This is a genomic window from Agromyces mediolanus (genome assembly GCF_014648575.1).
In the GTDB taxonomy this organism is placed as follows: domain Bacteria; phylum Actinomycetota; class Actinomycetes; order Actinomycetales; family Microbacteriaceae; genus Agromyces; species Agromyces mediolanus.
This window is the reverse complement of the sequence record NZ_BMRJ01000001.1, coordinates 1,794,355-1,808,706: the sequence shown is the minus strand read 5'-3', so window position 1 is coordinate 1,808,706 and position 14,352 is coordinate 1,794,355. Positions and strand designations below refer to the sequence as shown.

At 71.7% G+C, this 14,352-nt stretch carries 18 protein-coding genes; 2 read left to right on the top strand and 16 right to left on the bottom strand.

Going from position 1 to position 14,352, the window contains the following annotated elements:
* Nucleotides 1–15: 15 nt before the first annotated feature.
* The 8 genes from dprA to IEY71_RS08545 all read right to left on the bottom strand — a co-directional run bounded on the left by dprA (nt 16) and on the right by IEY71_RS08545 (nt 6,219).
* The gene (gene dprA / locus IEY71_RS08580) at nt 16–1,311 is read right to left on the bottom strand and encodes a DNA-processing protein DprA (RefSeq protein ID WP_229781596.1); all 1,296 of its coding nucleotides are present in this window, start codon (nt 1,309–1,311) and stop codon (nt 16–18) included.
* Nucleotides 1,308–2,846: a YifB family Mg chelatase-like AAA ATPase gene (locus IEY71_RS08575; protein ID WP_189084795.1), complete on the bottom strand. Its 1,539-nt coding sequence runs from the start codon at nt 2,844–2,846 to the stop codon at nt 1,308–1,310. Before IEY71_RS08575 ends, dprA begins: the two co-directional genes overlap by 4 nt.
* Complete coding sequence (locus IEY71_RS08570) at nt 2,846–3,202, bottom strand: YraN family protein (RefSeq protein ID WP_189084794.1); 357 nt, start codon at nt 3,200–3,202, stop codon at nt 2,846–2,848. The genes IEY71_RS08575 and IEY71_RS08570 overlap by 1 nt, the downstream gene beginning before the upstream one ends.
* A gap of 111 nt (nt 3,203–3,313) precedes the next feature.
* Nucleotides 3,314–3,637, bottom strand: coding sequence for a DUF2469 family protein (locus IEY71_RS08565; RefSeq protein ID WP_189084793.1), 324 nt, complete (start codon nt 3,635–3,637; stop codon nt 3,314–3,316).
* Nucleotides 3,638–3,643: 6 nt separating this feature from the next.
* Entirely contained in the window at nt 3,644–4,333 is a 690-nt protein-coding gene (gene rnhB / locus IEY71_RS08560; protein WP_189084792.1) for a ribonuclease HII, read from the bottom strand.
* On the bottom strand, nt 4,333–5,082 hold the full coding sequence (gene lepB, locus IEY71_RS08555; protein WP_189084791.1) for a signal peptidase I: 750 nt from the start codon (nt 5,080–5,082) through the stop codon (nt 4,333–4,335). The genes rnhB and lepB overlap by 1 nt, the downstream gene beginning before the upstream one ends.
* 91 nt (nt 5,083–5,173) lie before the next feature.
* Nucleotides 5,174–5,521: a 50S ribosomal protein L19 gene (rplS, locus tag IEY71_RS08550; protein WP_189084790.1), complete on the bottom strand. Its 348-nt coding sequence runs from the start codon at nt 5,519–5,521 to the stop codon at nt 5,174–5,176.
* 197 nt (nt 5,522–5,718) lie between these two features.
* The gene (locus tag IEY71_RS08545) at nt 5,719–6,219 is read right to left on the bottom strand and encodes a hypothetical protein (RefSeq protein WP_189084789.1); all 501 of its coding nucleotides are present in this window, start codon (nt 6,217–6,219) and stop codon (nt 5,719–5,721) included.
* Nucleotides 6,220–6,341: 122 nt separating this feature from the next.
* Between IEY71_RS08545 and map the strand changes: the two genes are divergently transcribed.
* Nucleotides 6,342–7,109, top strand: a complete 768-nt coding sequence (gene map, locus IEY71_RS08540) for a type I methionyl aminopeptidase (protein ID WP_189084788.1) — start codon at nt 6,342–6,344, stop codon at nt 7,107–7,109.
* A gap of 12 nt (nt 7,110–7,121) precedes the next feature.
* Here the strand turns inward: map and trmD are convergent, their stop codons facing one another.
* Genes trmD through rpsP form a run of 4 tightly spaced genes read right to left on the bottom strand, consistent with a single transcriptional unit; the run spans nt 7,122 to nt 9,116 of the window.
* Nucleotides 7,122–7,814 carry a tRNA (guanosine(37)-N1)-methyltransferase TrmD gene (gene trmD, locus IEY71_RS08535; protein WP_189085143.1) on the bottom strand — a complete coding sequence of 231 codons (693 nt, stop codon included), beginning with the start codon at nt 7,812–7,814 and terminating at the stop codon, nt 7,122–7,124.
* A gap of 16 nt (nt 7,815–7,830) precedes the next feature.
* Nucleotides 7,831–8,442 carry a ribosome maturation factor RimM gene (rimM, locus tag IEY71_RS08530; RefSeq protein WP_229781595.1) on the bottom strand — a complete coding sequence of 204 codons (612 nt, stop codon included), beginning with the start codon at nt 8,440–8,442 and terminating at the stop codon, nt 7,831–7,833.
* A 1-nt stretch (nt 8,443) separates the two neighbouring features.
* Nucleotides 8,444–8,680, bottom strand: coding sequence for an RNA-binding protein (locus IEY71_RS08525; protein WP_189084786.1), 237 nt, complete (start codon nt 8,678–8,680; stop codon nt 8,444–8,446).
* Between the two features lie 4 nt (nt 8,681–8,684).
* Nucleotides 8,685–9,116 (bottom strand): 30S ribosomal protein S16, encoded by a 432-nt coding sequence (gene rpsP, locus IEY71_RS08520; protein ID WP_189084785.1) that lies wholly within the window; start codon nt 9,114–9,116, stop codon nt 8,685–8,687.
* Between the two features lie 289 nt (nt 9,117–9,405).
* Here rpsP and IEY71_RS08515 point away from each other — a divergent pair, with 289 nt between their 5' ends.
* Nucleotides 9,406–10,557 carry a glutamate--cysteine ligase gene (locus tag IEY71_RS08515; RefSeq protein ID WP_189084784.1) on the top strand — a complete coding sequence of 384 codons (1,152 nt, stop codon included), beginning with the start codon at nt 9,406–9,408 and terminating at the stop codon, nt 10,555–10,557.
* A 3-nt stretch (nt 10,558–10,560) separates the two neighbouring features.
* Here the strand turns inward: IEY71_RS08515 and ffh are convergent, their stop codons facing one another.
* The 4 genes from ffh to IEY71_RS08495 form a co-directional block, all read right to left on the bottom strand.
* Complete coding sequence (gene ffh, locus IEY71_RS08510) at nt 10,561–12,144, bottom strand: signal recognition particle protein (RefSeq protein ID WP_189084783.1); 1,584 nt, start codon at nt 12,142–12,144, stop codon at nt 10,561–10,563.
* A 61-nt stretch (nt 12,145–12,205) separates the two neighbouring features.
* Nucleotides 12,206–12,694 carry a hypothetical protein gene (locus IEY71_RS08505; RefSeq protein WP_189084782.1) on the bottom strand — a complete coding sequence of 163 codons (489 nt, stop codon included), beginning with the start codon at nt 12,692–12,694 and terminating at the stop codon, nt 12,206–12,208.
* Nucleotides 12,695–12,716: 22 nt separating this feature from the next.
* On the bottom strand, nt 12,717–13,592 hold the full coding sequence (ftsY, locus tag IEY71_RS08500) for a signal recognition particle-docking protein FtsY (RefSeq protein ID WP_189084781.1): 876 nt from the start codon (nt 13,590–13,592) through the stop codon (nt 12,717–12,719).
* A gap of 52 nt (nt 13,593–13,644) precedes the next feature.
* Entirely contained in the window at nt 13,645–14,319 is a 675-nt protein-coding gene (locus tag IEY71_RS08495; protein WP_189084780.1) for a hypothetical protein, read from the bottom strand.
* Nucleotides 14,320–14,352: the final 33 nt, after the last annotated feature.

The following is a 14,352-nucleotide window of genomic DNA, read 5'->3' as shown; positions in this document are numbered from 1 at the left end:
CGGGAGGAGTTCCGCTCATCGTCGGATGAGCCACCCGTCGGTGGTGCGCCGAACCCGCCCGAGCGCATCCAGCGTGCCGAGCGCCCCGAGCGCGCGGGACGGCTCGAGCCCGGCTCGGGCGGCGAGCTCGGCGACGCTGCGCGGCACCCGGACGCTCATCGCGTCGAGCAGCCGGATCTCGACGCCGCGCAGGCCGGCGCCGACGACCTCAGGGCCCGCCTGAGCCTTCCGGCCCGCGTCCCCGCTTCGCGACCCCGCCCACCGCTGCGACGCGTCATCGGGAAGCGCGAGAAGCCCGTCGTCGCCCCGACCCACGAGCTCCGCCATCTCGGCGGCGTCGGTGACGCAGACGGCATCCTGCTCCCGGAGCAGGCGATGGCACCCCGCGGACGCCGGACTCGTGACCGGCCCCGGCACCACGCCGACCGGACGACCGAGCGATGCCGCGTGGTGCGCTGTGTTGAGCGCGCCGGAGCGCCACCCGGCCTCGACGACGACGACGGCATCGCTCAACGCGGCGATCACCCGGTTGCGCGCGAGGAACCGCCATTTCGTCGGCGCAGCGCCGCACGGGAGCTCCGAGACGACGGCCCCGCGCTCGACGATCTCGCCGAGCAGCGCCGCGTGCCCCTGGGGGTAGAGCCGATCGGGTCCGCCCGCGAGTACGGCGACGGTCGCTCCGCCGCGGCGCAGTGCGGCCCGGTGCGCCGCCCCGTCGATGCCGTAGGCGCCGCCGGACACGATCGTGCAGCCGCGATCGACGAGCCCGGCGACCGCGTCGAGCGTGAGCTGCTCGCCGTAGCCGGTCGCCGCGCGAGCCCCGACCACGGCGAGGCTCGCCTCAGCGCCGACGAGTCCAGGGTCGCCGCGGACCCAGAGGGCGAGCGGCGCATGCATGCCGAGGTCGTCGAGCCGGACGGGCCAGGCGTCGTCCCCGGGGACGAGCAGGCGGGCGCCGAGACGTTCGGCCGCCTCGAGGGAGCGCAGGAACGCGCCGGCGTCGAGACGCTGCCGCCACCGCTCGAGCCCGTCCTCGACGGCACGAACGCCCGGATCGAGGGCGAGATCCTGCCGCGCACGGAAGACCTCCTCGGCCCGACGCTCCCCTGCGACCAGCGCCACCGTTCCCTCGGCCCCCAGCGACGCGACGAGGGCGCCGAGCGTGCCGTCGCCGGGCTCGGCGAGGACGCCGAGCAGGGCTCGACGCGCCGCATCGCCGGACAACGGCTGCGCGGGTGTGCGCGGGGCCGCCCGCATCGCGGTCACGAGCGGCTCGGCCTGCTGCAGCGCGGCGGACACGAGGTCGCTCACGCCGCCCACAACGGGGCCCTCCGCAGCACGTTCGCCTGCCCGACATGGTCGCCATCGGGCACGCCGGCGCCATCGAGATCAGCCAGGGTCCAGGCCAGCCGCAGCACTTTGTCGTAGCCGCGCATGGTGAGCCCGCCGCTCTCCAACGCCCGGTCGATCGCGACGGTCGCCCGGTGGCCCGGATGCATGCCTCCGGTGCCGCGCAGCCACGGTCCCGGGACTTCGGCGTTGGTCCGCCACGGCGTTCCGCGGTAGCGCTCCGCGGCCACCGTCCGAGCGAGTTCCACCCGTCGTCGGGCTTCGTCGCTGGACACCCGCCCGCCCTCGCCCGCGCTCGCCGTCGTCGTCAGCCGCGGCACCCAGAGCTCGAGATCGAGCCGGTCGCGCAACGGGCCGGAGATCCGGGAGAGGTAGCGCCGCTTCACGCTCGGTGCGCAGGTGCACGACTCGCCCTTCGGCGACCACTGTCCGCACGGGCAGGGGTTCGCCGCCAGCACCAGCTGGAAGCTCGCCGGGAACGAGGCGATCGCACTCGCCCGGTGGATCGAGATCGAACGGGATTCGAGCGGCTGGCGCAGCACGTCGAGCACCGAGGCGGGGAACTCGGGCGCCTCGTCGAGGAAGAGCACCCCGTGGGAGGCCCGCGCCGCCGCGCCGGGTCGGATGAGGCGGCCGCCTCCGCCGATGATCGAGGCCGCGCTCGCAGTGTGGTGCGGCGCCTCGAAGGGCGGCCTCGCTGAGAGGCCACCGACCCCGAGCCCTGAGAGCGAGCGCAGCGACGCCACCTCGAGCGACTGGTCGAGCGCGAGGTCGGGGAGGATGCCGGGCAAGCGCGATGCCAGCATCGTCTTGCCCGCGCCCGGCGGCCCGTAGAGCCCGAGGTGATGGCCGCCGGCCGCAGCCGCGATGAGCGCCGCCACCGCCTCGGGATTGCCCACCACATCGGCGAGGTCGCCGGTATGGACGAGCGGCGGCTCGGGCGCGTCAGCCGGGAGGACCGCGTCGACGGGGACCACTTCGACATCGCCGCCGTGCCAGGCCACCGCCTCGGCGAGCGAGGCCACCCCGACCACCTCGATCCCGTCGACGAGCGCCGCCTCGGGAGCGTTCGCCGTCGGCACCATGACCCGATCGGCCCCGGCCCGGCGCGCGGCGAGCACCGCGGGCAGCACGCCGTCGGTCGGCCGAAGGCGGCCGTCGAGGCCGAGCTCGCCAAGATGCACGAGCGATCCCGCGGAGCTGGCGTCGAGGCGCCCCGCCGCGGCGAGGCAGGCGATCGCGATCGCGAGGTCGAAGCCGGAGCCGTGCTTGGGCAGGGTGGCCGGTGACAGGTTGACGGTGAGCCGGCGTGCCGGGAGGGGGCATCCGGAATTGGCCGCGGCCGCCCGGACGCGCTCGCGCGACTCGCCGATGGCGGCATCGGGCAGGCCGATCACGAGGAACGCCGGCAGTTGGCTGCCGAGGTCGGCCTCGACCTCGACGATGGATCCGCTGAGGCCGAGGAGCGCCACCGACCGCGTGCGTGCGACCGGCATCAGCCGATGCCTTCGAGGTGCTCGATCACCGCGGACTCGCCCGGTCTGACGAGCACCGCGACGGCGTCGATGCGGGGAGGCCCCGCGATGGCGCCCTTCGCCTCGCACCACATCGCGGCGAGACGGCGGAGCCTGGCGAGCTTCACCGGGGTGATGGCCTCGAACGGATGGCCGAAGCGCTCCCCCGCCCGCGTCTTCACCTCGATGAACACCGTGCAGGCCCGATGGGCCGCGACGACGTCGATCTCGCCGTGCCTGCACCGCCAGTTGCGCTCGATCAGCCGGAAGCCTCGAGCCTCCAGGTGCGCTGCGGCGAGGTCTTCGCCGAGGCGTCCGAGTTCTGCGTTGTGGGACATCCGCACCACCTCCGCGACCCAGCCTCGCCAACGACCGGCGCGGGCACGGTCGTGCCGGGCGGATCGGTGGAGGGGGCGCCGCGCATAGCAGCAGGTGCGGACGAGCGCGGACTACTCGTCGAGCGCGAGTTCCTTCGGCAGCTCGAACTCGCGGGTGGCGAGCTCCTCGATGTTCACGTCCTTGAAGGTCAGCACGCGCACACTCTTCACGAAGCGGTCGGCGCGGTAGACGTCCCAGACCCAGACGTCCTTCATCGTGAGCTCGAAGTAGAAGTCGTGCTCGGTGTCGCGGCGGACCAGCTCCACCTCGTTCGCGAGGTAGAAGCGACGCTCGGTCTCGACCACGTACTGGAACTGCGACACGATGTCGCGGTACTCCCGGTACAGGGCCAGCTCGACCTCGCGGTCGTAGTCGTCGAACTCGTCTTCATCCATCGCTGATCATCCTACGCCGAGCTCGAAGAGCGCGGCGGCAGGTTCAGCCTCGCGCGAACGATCGTGAAGCCAGGTGCGGCGGTGCAGCTCGCTCGGGCCGTGCTCCGCGATCGCCTCGAAGTGCGCGCGCGACGAGTAGCCCTTGTTCTCGTCCCAGCCGTAGACCGGCCAATCGACGTGCGCCGCTCGCATCGCCCGGTCGCGATGCACTTTCGCGATGACCGAGGCCGCCGAGACGGAGGCGCAGTCCCGGTCCGCCTTGATGCGCGTGATGACGCGGGCGTGATGCTCGATCGCCTGACTCAGCCAGTCGTAGTTGCCGTCGAGCACCAGCGGTGCGCCGAAGGGCACGTCGACGAGCTCCCGGACGGCGGCGAACGCGCGCGCCCCGGCCAGCCCGAGGCACGCCATGATGCCGAGTTCGTCGATCTCGGCCGCGCTCGCCTCGCCGACGGCGGAGGCGCGCACCCACGCAGCGGCCCGCGGCGCGAGCAGCTCGCGCTTGGGCTCGGCGAGCAGCTTCGAGTCGCGGAGCCCGGCCGGCATCCGTCGCATCCCGGCGTCGACGACCACGACCCCGACCGCGACCTGGCCGGCGAGCGCGCCACGACCGACCTCGTCGCAGGCGACCACGAGCGAGGCGCCGCCGTCGAGCAGCTCCCGCTCGAAGCGCATCGTGGGCGCGGCGGCGGCCATCAGCCCGAGCCCTCGTCGACGCCGGCGAAGACCTCCGGGTAGTTGTCGAGCCACGCCCACCGCGACAGCGGCCAGCTCACGACGAACGCGCGCCCGACGACGTTGTCGACCGGCACGTAGCCCTTGAGCGGGGTGTCGCCGTTGTAGCGGCTGTCCTTCGAGTTGTAGCGGTTGTCGCCCATCACCCAGAGCGAGCCCTCGGGCACCGTGACGTCGAAGTCGTCGCGGGAGACCCGCGTCTCGCCCGGGGGCAGCGCCACGTAGGGCTCGTCGAGCGGCACGCCGTTGACGCTCATCTGGCCGAGCGCGTTGCAGCAGACCACGTGGTCGCCCGGCAGCCCGATGATGCGCTTCACCAGGTGGTCGTTGGAGTCGGGCGCCGAGAGGCCGACGAAGGCGAGGAACCAGTCGACCGCCGCGACGAGCGGCGGCTGCTGCGGCTCTTCGCGCACGGGCAACCAGCCGCCCGGATCGCGGAACACCACGACGTCGCCGCGCTCGAGCGGGACGACGTCGGGGACGAGCTCGTTGACGATGATGCGGTCGTCGACCTCGAGCGTCTGCTCCATCGACTGCGACGGGATGAAGAACGAGCGGATCAGGAACGTCTTGATCAGGAAGGACACCAGCACCGCGACCACGAAGATGATCAGCAGATCGCGGAGGAACAGTAGCACCCCGCGCTTCCTGCCCTGCTTCTGCTGCCCGCGGTCGTCGGTGGTCGCGGTGGACTGCGTCTCGTCTGTCATGGAACCCCGTGTCATTCGCTCGGAAAAACGCCGAGCTCCCCGTCCCAGTGTAGGGGCGGGGAGCTCGGACAGGCGCTTCGACGCGAGCGGTTCAGCTCTCGCGCTTCTCCTTGATCTTGGCCTTCTTGCCGCGGAGCTCGCGCAGGTAGTAGAGCTTCGCGCGACGCACGTCACCGCGGGTGACGACCTCGATCTTGTCGATGATCGGCGAGTGCACCGGGAACTTGCGCTCGACGCCGACCTGGAAGCTGATCTTGCGGACCGTGAAGGTCTCGCGGACGCCCTCGCCCGAGCGGCCGATGACGACGCCCTGGAAGACCTGGACGCGCGAGCGCGTGCCTTCGACGATGTTGACGTGCACCTTGACGGTGTCGCCCGGGCGGAAGTCGGGGATGTCCGACTTCAGGCTCGCGGCGTCGACGTGGTCGAGGATGTGCATGATGGTTCGCTCTCTGCGCCCGCCACCGGTCGAACGCGGATCAGAATTGGAAAGAGTGCGGTGCCGCCTCGCGCGTGAGCGCGTCGCAGGCTCCCCGGAGGCAGGGCCGAGCAGCGGCACAAGCGTCTATTCTGCCAGATCGCGGCGTCGCCCGCCAACACGGCACGGCGGCGGATGACTCGGACGCGCGTCCGGTCTCAGTCGCGGACCTCGTGCACGATGATGACGTCGCCGTCACCGTCGTCGAACGGCGGCTTCTGCGGGCCGGGCACCGGCTGCCCGCTCTGCGCGGCGGCCTGCCGCTCGAACTCCGCCATCGTGGCGCGCATCCGCCGGGAGCCGTCCGCGACGAGCTGCGACAGCGCGACCCAGAACGCGGCGACGGCGCCGACGATGGCGAGCACGCTGAACAGCGTGGCCGTGGCACCGTAGAACCCGGTGCCGATGATCGCGAGCTGCCAGGCGCCGAGGACGCCGACGTCGAGCCAGGACGCGGCCCGCTCGGAGCGGGCGGTCGGGCGGGCGTTCACGAGCAGCGCCACGACGAGCAGCGTGAGGAACGCGGCGGGCACCGTGATCACGAGCCCGAGCGTGCCCCAGCCGCCGGCCCCGAAGAACGCCCAGCCGATCACCAGCCAGAGCGGCAGCGCGATCACCGCGACGAACTGCCAGCGGTAGAAGAGGCGCCTGAGGAGCATGCCGACAGGCTAACCTCGGCGCGCTGTGAGCGCACCGGGTGTTCACTCAGGGCGGAGCCTGGAGACTGGACGGCGAGGCCGCGCCCGCGGCATCCGCCAGAATGGTCTCGGAGAGGATGATCGTGATCGAACTGAGGACCCCCGCCGAGATCGAGGAGATGCGGCCCGCCGGCCGCTTCGTGGCCAGCGTGCTGCAGGCCACCTCCGCCGCGGCGAAGCCGGGCATGAACCTGCTGGAGCTCGACGCCCTCGCGCACGAGATGATCCGCAAGGCCGGCGCCGAGAGCTGCTACATCGACTACCACCCCTCTTTCGGTGCGAGCCCCTTCGGCAAGGTCATCTGCACCTCCGTGAACGACGCGGTGCTGCACGGCCTCCCCCACGACTACGTGCTGCGCGACGGCGACCTGCTGAGCCTCGACTTCGCGGCCTCGGTGAACGGCTGGGTCTCCGACTCCGCGATCTCGGTGGTCGTCGGCACGCCCCGCGAAGCTGACCTCCGACTCATCTCCACCACTGAGGAGGCGCTCGCGGCGGGCATCGACGCGGCGCGCGTCGGCAACCGGATCGGCGACATCTCGCGGGCGATCGGCGACGTCGCGAAGGCGTCGGGCTATCTCGTGAACACCGACTTCGGCGGCCACGGCGTCGGCCGCACCATGCACGGCGACCCGCACGTGCCGAACTCCGGGCGGCCCGGGCGCGGCATGCCGCTGAAGGCGGGGCTCGTGCTCGCGATCGAGCCCTGGTGGCTCGAGACGACCGATCGGATCTTCACCGACCCCGACGGCTGGACGCTGCGCAGCGCCGACGGCTCGCGGGGCGCGCACTCGGAGCACACGATCGCCATCACCGACGGCGACCCGATCGTGCTCACCGCCCGCGGCTGACGCGGGCGCGCCCTACTCGGGCGGCAGCAGGTCCGGACGGACCGCGCGGGTGCGCTCGAGCTGCTGCTCGTGGCGCCACTCGGCGACTCGGCCGTGATTGCCGGAGAGCAGCACGGGCGGCACCTCGAGGCCGCGCCACTGCTGCGGCTTCGTGTAGCTCGGGTACTCGAGCAGGCCGTCCTCGTGGGACTCCTCGACGAGCGACTCCGGATTGCCGACCACGCCAGGGACGAGCCGGCCGGCGGCCTCGATCATCGCCATGACGGCGACCTCGCCGCCGTTCAGCACGTAGTCGCCCAGCGACACGAGGCGCACCCGCATACGGGTGGCGTAGTGGTCGACGACGCGCTGGTCGATGCCCTCGTAGCGGCCGCAGGCGAAGACGAGGTGGGACTCCGCGGCGAGCTCGCGGGCGAGCTGCTGCGTGAACGGCTCGCCGGCCGGGGACGGCACGACGAGCAGGGCGTCGGAGGGGCCCTCGCCGACGATCGCATCGAGGGCTTCGCCCCAGGGTTCCGGCTTCATGACCATGCCGGCGCCGCCGCCGTAGGGCGTGTCGTCGACCGTGCGGTGCCGGTCGTGCGTGAAGTCGCGCAGATCGTGGGCGGCGACCTCGATGAGGCCGGACTGCCTGGCCTTGCCGAGCAGCGACAGGTCGAGCACGTCGAAGAAGCTCGGGAAGATCGTGACGATGTCGATCCGGATGGCCCCGTCTCCTTCGTTAGTCCGCGTCGTCGCCGTCAGCGGATGCCTCGGCGTCGCGCGGCGCCGGCTCGGCGTCGTCCGGCAGCTCCTCGAAGAGCCCGGCCGGCGGCGTCACCGTGAGCGTGCCCGCCTCCAGGTCGACCTCGGGGACGATCGCGGCGACGAACGGCACCATGACCTCGCCCGACGCGGTCTTGACGACGAGCAGGTCCTGCGCCGGCAGGTGGTCGACGTGCGCGACCTCGCCGACGCGGACGCCGTCGCGCAGCACGGCGAGTCCGACGAGTTGGTGGTCGTACCAGGCGTCCGGTTCGGCGTCGGCGGCTTCGGCGGCCTCATCGATGTCGACCCAGAGGATCGCCTTGACCAGCGTCTCGGCCGCGGTGCGGTCGTCGACGCCGTCGAAGAAGCCGACCGGCTGCTGGTTGTACCAGCGGAGCTCCCGGAAGACCAGGTGCTTGCCGTGCCACGGGGACTCGGCAGGCACCTGGAGGGAGAACTCGGCTCCGGGGACGAACCGCCGTTCGGGGTCGTCCGTGTAGAGCTCGAGCTTGATGGCGCCCTTCAGCCCGTGGGCCTTGGTGAGGCGCCCGACCCGCAACTGCTGGGGGCGCTTGTCGCGCGCCACGTCAGGCGTCGGTGTCGACGACGTCGACCCGGACACGGCGACCGTCCGCGAGGGCGGTCACCACGGTGCGGAGCGCTTTGGCGGTGCGGCCGGCGCGTCCGATGACGCGGCCGAGGTCCTCGGGGTTCACATGAACCTCGAGGACCTCGCCACGTGCGCTCGACGCGGAGACGACCTTCACCTCGTCGGGGTGTTCGACGATGCCCTTGACGAGGTGCTCGAGCGCGGACCTGAGCAAGACGTTACGCCTCGTCGGTCGCGGTCTCGTCGGCGGGGGCCTCGGCCTCGGCGGCCGCGGGGGCCTCCTCGACCTTGGCCGGCTTCTCCGCCTTGGGCTTGAGCACCGGCTTCTTCTTGTCGTCGGCCACGAAGGCCTCCTTCGCCGCGGCGACCTTGACGGTCGAGACGGCGTCCTTGTCGCCCTTGAAGCGACCCCAGTCGCCGGTGAGCTTGAGGATGGCCCGGACCTGCTCGGTCGGCTGCGCGCCGACGGAGAGCCAGTACTGGGCGCGCTCCGAGTCGACCTCGATGAACGAGGGCTCCTCGGTGGGGTGGTACTTGCCGATCTCCTCGATCACACGACCGTCGCGCTTGGTGCGCGAGTCGGCGACGACGATGCGGTAGTACGGGGCACGGATCTTGCCGAGCCGCTTGAGACGGATCTTGACAGCCACGATTCTCCTGGAAGATGTAACGAGAGTTGAACCGATCGCCTGGAGCGTGGGGTGCACACCCGGCGGAAGCTCGAAATGGGCGGACCACGGCCTGATAGAGGGTCGGGCGGCGGTCCAACCGCCTATTCTGCCAGATCCGGGCGGCCGCCGCGAACCAGAGCGGCGCCGTGTCGCCCGCGAGTGTGCGCACGGTCGATCGGGTCCCCGTCATGCGGCGTCGTACGTGCGGCCGGGGGCACCGGCCGTGTCATGATGGGCCGCACGGCATCCGTCCCGAGAAAGGCCGCCCATGCCAATCGAGTTCGCCGACTCCCCCCGTTCGACCGTCGGCCTCGAGTGGGAGATCGCCATCGTCGATCGGGAGACGGGCGAGCTCGCCTCGGTGGCCGACCGGGCGCTGCAGCTGCTCGACTCGATCAGTCCGGGCGGACAGCACCCCTTCATCACCTCGGAGCTCCTGACGAACACGGTCGAGCTCGTGAGCAGCGTGCACGCGACCGTGCCCGCCGCCGTCGCCGATCTCGAGGGCCAGCTCGCCGAGGTGCGCGCCGTCGTCGAGGAGCTCGGCGACTACGAGCTGATCTGCAGCGGCTCCCACCCGTTCAGCCAGTGGTACGACCAGCAGCTCACCGACAAGCCGAGGTACCACAAGCTCATCGAGCGCACCCGCTGGTGGGGCCGCAACATGATGATCTGGGGCGTGCACGTGCACGTCGGCATCGAGGACCGCGACAAGGCGCTGCCCATCCTCGACGGCCTGCTCACGTTCCTCCCGCATCTGCAGGCGCTCAGCGCATCGAGCCCGTTCTGGGCGGGCGTGGACACCGGCTACGCGTCCAACCGGGCGCTGATGTTCCAGCAGCTGCCGACCGCCGGGCTCCCGTACCCGTTGCCGGACTGGGCCGCCTACGAGCGCTACGTCGAGGATCTCCGCCGCACCGGGGTCATCGAGGACCACAGCGAGGTGCGCTGGGACATCCGCCCGTCGCCCCGCTGGGGCACGGTCGAGGTGCGGGTCTGCGACGGTGTCTCCACCGCTCGGGAGCTCGGCGCCATCGGGGCGCTCGTGCAGTGCCTCGTCGAGTGGATGAGCACCCGCCTCGACCACGGCGAGGCGCTCACGGTGCTGCAGCCCTGGTTCAGCCGGGAGAACAAGTGGCGCGCCGCCCGGTACGGCCTGCAGGCCGTGGTGATCACGGATGCCTCGGGCACCGAGCGCCCCGTCGCCGAGGACCTGCTCGAGCTGGTCGAGCGCCTCTCCCCCGTCGCCGAACGGCTCGGCTGCAGCGCGGAACTCGCCGGGGTGACCCGCATGGTCGCCGAGGGCGCGAGCGCCCAGCGTCAGCTGCAGGTCGCCGAGGCGAACGCCGGAGATCTCAAGGCCGTCGTCGCGCATCTGGCCCACGAGCTGCGCTCGGGGATGGACGCGGCGCGGCGCTGAGCCTCAGCGGCCGCCGAGCAGCTTCTGGAAGTTCGCCAGGTCGTCGGCCGAGGGGGTCGGCGCCTTCGCGCCGCCGAGGCCGAACCCGGCTCCCTTCGGCTCCTCGGCGTTGCCGGCGACCGGACGGCCCTCGGCGATGGCCTGGTTCTCGGCCGCCCGCTTCGCCGGGTTGCCCGAGCGCGAGCCGCCCGACTTCTTCTTGTTCTTGGCCGACTGCCGCTTGCCGCCGCCGTAGCCGCCGGCGCCGGGGATCGGCCCCATGCCGGGGATCTGCGGCACGCCGCCGCGCGCGACCGTCTTCATCATCTTCGCGGCCTGCTCGAAGCGCTGCACGAGCTGGTTCACGTCGGTGACCGTCATGCCGGCGCCCTTCGCGATGCGGAGGCGGCGCGAGCCGTTCAGGAGCTTCGTGTTCTTGCGCTCCGCCGGCGTCATCGACTGGATGATCGCCTCGGTGCGCACGATCTCGCGCTCGTCGAAGTTCTCGAGCTGCTGCTTCATGCCGCCGGCGCCCGGCAGCATGCCGAGCATCTTCTTGATCGAGCCGGCGCCGCGGAGCTGCTGCATCTGCTTCAGGAAGTCCTCGAGCGTGAACTGCTCGCTCGCGAGCTTCTCGGCGACCTTCATCGCCTCTTCTTCGTCGAAGGCCTGCTGCGCCTGCTCGATGAGCGTGAGGATGTCGCCGAGGTCGAGGATGCGGCTCGCCATGCGGTCGGGGTGGAACGGCTCGAAGTCGTCGAGCCCCTCACCGGTCGAGGCGAAGATGATGGGCCGGCCGGTGACCGAGGCGACCGAGAGCGCGGCGCCGCCGCGCGCGTCGCCGTCGAGCTTGGAGAGCACGACGCCGGTGAAGTCGACGCCGTCCTGGAACGCCTTCGCCGTGGCGACCGCGTCCTGACCGATCATCGCGTCGATGACGAACAGCACTTCGTCGGGGTTCGTCGCCTTGCGGATGTTCGAGGCCTGCTTCATGAGCTCGGCGTCGACGCCGAGCCGACCGGCGGTGTCGATGATGACCACGTCGTGCTGCGCGCGAGCCGCGTGCGCGACGCCGTCCTTCGCGACCTTGACCGGGTCGCCGACGCCGTTGCCGGGCTCCGGCGCGTAGACGGGGACGCCGGCCTGGCCGCCGACGACCTGGAGCTGGTTCACGGCGTTCGGGCGCTGGAGGTCGCTCGCGACGAGGATGGGCGTGTGCCCCTCCTTCACGAGGTGCTTCGCCAGCTTGCCGGCGAGCGTGGTCTTGCCCGCGCCCTGGAGGCCGGCGAGCATGATCACCGTCGGCGGGTTCTTCGCGAACTGGAGGCGCCGCTGCTGACCGCCGAGGATGCCGACGAGCTCCTCGTTGACGATCTGGACGACCTGCTGCGCGGGGTTCAGCGCCTTGTTGACCTCGTCGCCGAGCGCCCGCTCGCGCACGCGAGCGGTGAACTGCTTGACGACGTCGAGCGAGACGTCGGCGTCGAGCAGCGCCCGACGGATCTCCCGAACGGTGCCGTCGACGTCGGAGGCCGACAGCTTGCCCTTCGTGCGGAGGTGCTTGAAGGTGTCGGCGAGGCGGTCAGACAGGGTTCCGAAGGTAGCCATAACAGGCCGATTCTATCGGGATGCCCTGGACCTCGCGGGCCAGCGCGGCGCCGCGCCCGGCTCAGCCCTCGAAACGGACGTCGACGATCTCGCGAGCGACGTCGATGACGGCGACGAGCCGCTCGTCGGTGTCGTCGGGCGCGAGGCCGTACTCGAACTCGGCGAAGGGCTCGCCATCGCCGTCGGCCTCGGGGCGGAGATCGACCCGCACGAGGCTCAGCGAGCGCAGCGCGTCGACCTGTCGGTCGCCGGATTCGCGCCCGATCGCGGCCTCGATGTCCTCCGCCTGCTCGAGATCGGCGTCGAGCAGGGTGTCGAGGAACCGCACCACGGGCGAGGAGCCCGAGTCGAGCTGGCCGACGAAGGCGCCGCGGAGCTCGTCGTCGACGAGCTCGAGCTCGCCGACGAGGGTGGCTGCCGCGTCGAGGGCCGCGGTCGAGGCGGACTCCCCCTCGGCATCCAGGACGACCTCGACCCGCTGATCCGCGTACTCGACGTCTTCCGACCAGTAGTCCCCGACGACGCCGAAGTAGTCGTGCTCGGTGGCCATGTCGCGCCCCTCTCTTCCGCGCCTACCCGACGAGCTTCTGCGCGAAGACGTGCGGGGTGAATCCGGTCAGGTCGGCGATGCCCTCGCCCTGACCGACGAGCTTGATCGGCAGGCCGGTCTTCTCCTGCACCGCGAGCACGAAGCCGCCCTTCGCGCTGCCGTCGAGCTTCGTCAGCACGAGGCCGGTCACCCCGCCGTGCTCGATGAAGGCCTCGGCCTGCGCGAGGCCGTTCTGCCCGGTCGTGGCGTCGAGCACCAGGAGCACCTCGCTGATCGGCGCCTGCTTCTCGACGACGCGGCGGATCTTGCCGAGCTCGTCCATGAGCCCGCCCTTCGTGTGCAGCCGGCCCGCAGTGTCGATGACGACGATCTCGGTGCCGTCGCGCTTGGCCTGCTCGACCGTCTGGAACGCGACGGATGCCGGGTCCTGCCCCTCGCGCTCCGGGCGTACGATGCCGACGCCGGCGCGCTCAGCCCAGGTCGCGAGCTGATCGACGGCGGCGGCGCGGAAGGTGTCGGCCGCCCCGACGACGACACTGCGGTCGTAGCTGCGGAGGAAGCGGGCGAACTTGCCGATGGTCGTGGTCTTGCCGACGCCGTTGACGCCGACGACGAGGACGACCGCCGGCCGCTCGGTCAGCCGGAGCGTCGGGTCGTACTTCGCGAGCCGCTCCTCGACGACCTCGCGGAGCATCCGCTGGACGTCGCGCGGGTCGGTGGTGCGGTACCGCTCCACCTGCGCCTTGATCTGCTCGACGATCTCCTCGGTCACGGCGGGGCCGAAGTCCGCGGTGATGAGCGCCGCCTCGAGATCGTCCCAGGTCTCGTCGTCGATCGTCTTCGCACCGAAGATGCCTCGGAGCGCCGAACCGAGCGACCAGGATGCGCGTTCTGCCATGCGTCGAGCTTATTCGTTCAGCGATGCCCGTCGGAGCACGCGCCGAGTGCGCTCAAGGCACCACGGCGATGGCCGAGAGCTCGTTGAGCGCGTCGAGCACAGCCTCCGGGTCCTGCCCCGTGCAGTCGATCGTGAGCGTGAATCCGAGCCCGGGCTGGGCGAGGGCGCGTCCGGCGACGACCCACTGGACCGTGCCGTCGTCGCCCACGACGTAGCGGGTGTCGACGTCGTCGTTGCCCGGCACGCCGAGCGCGAAGCCGCCGTCGACCGCCACCTCGCCGACCTCGGCCGCGGTGGCTCCGAACACGACGGCGAGCATCTCGTCGGTGGCGATGCGGTCGTCGCCCGAGCTGGTGTCGACGTCACCGATGAAGCCCTGCCAGTAGGCGGCCGTGCAGGCCCCGTCGGCCGAGGTGTAGCCCCAGTTGCCGTTGCCGTCGTCCGGGCTGGTGAGCGTCCACCCGTCGTCGAACATGAGCCCGTCGGCCCACTCGGCGGTCGAGGCGGAGGTGAGCAGCGCGCCGTCCTCGAAGGAGAGCTCGTCGAGCTCGGCGGCGTCGGTCTCGACGATCGGGTCGTCGCCCGCGCTCGTGCCGCCGCCGTCGATGCGCTGCGCGTTCGTCACGTCGATCGGGAAGCAGCCGCTGAGCGCGAGCGGCGCCGCGACGGCGGCGACGATCGCGAGGGCGCGGAGCGCGGAACGAGGTGCGGTGCTGACGGTGCTCATGCGGCCAGCCTAGCCATCCGCCGGGATCCGGCA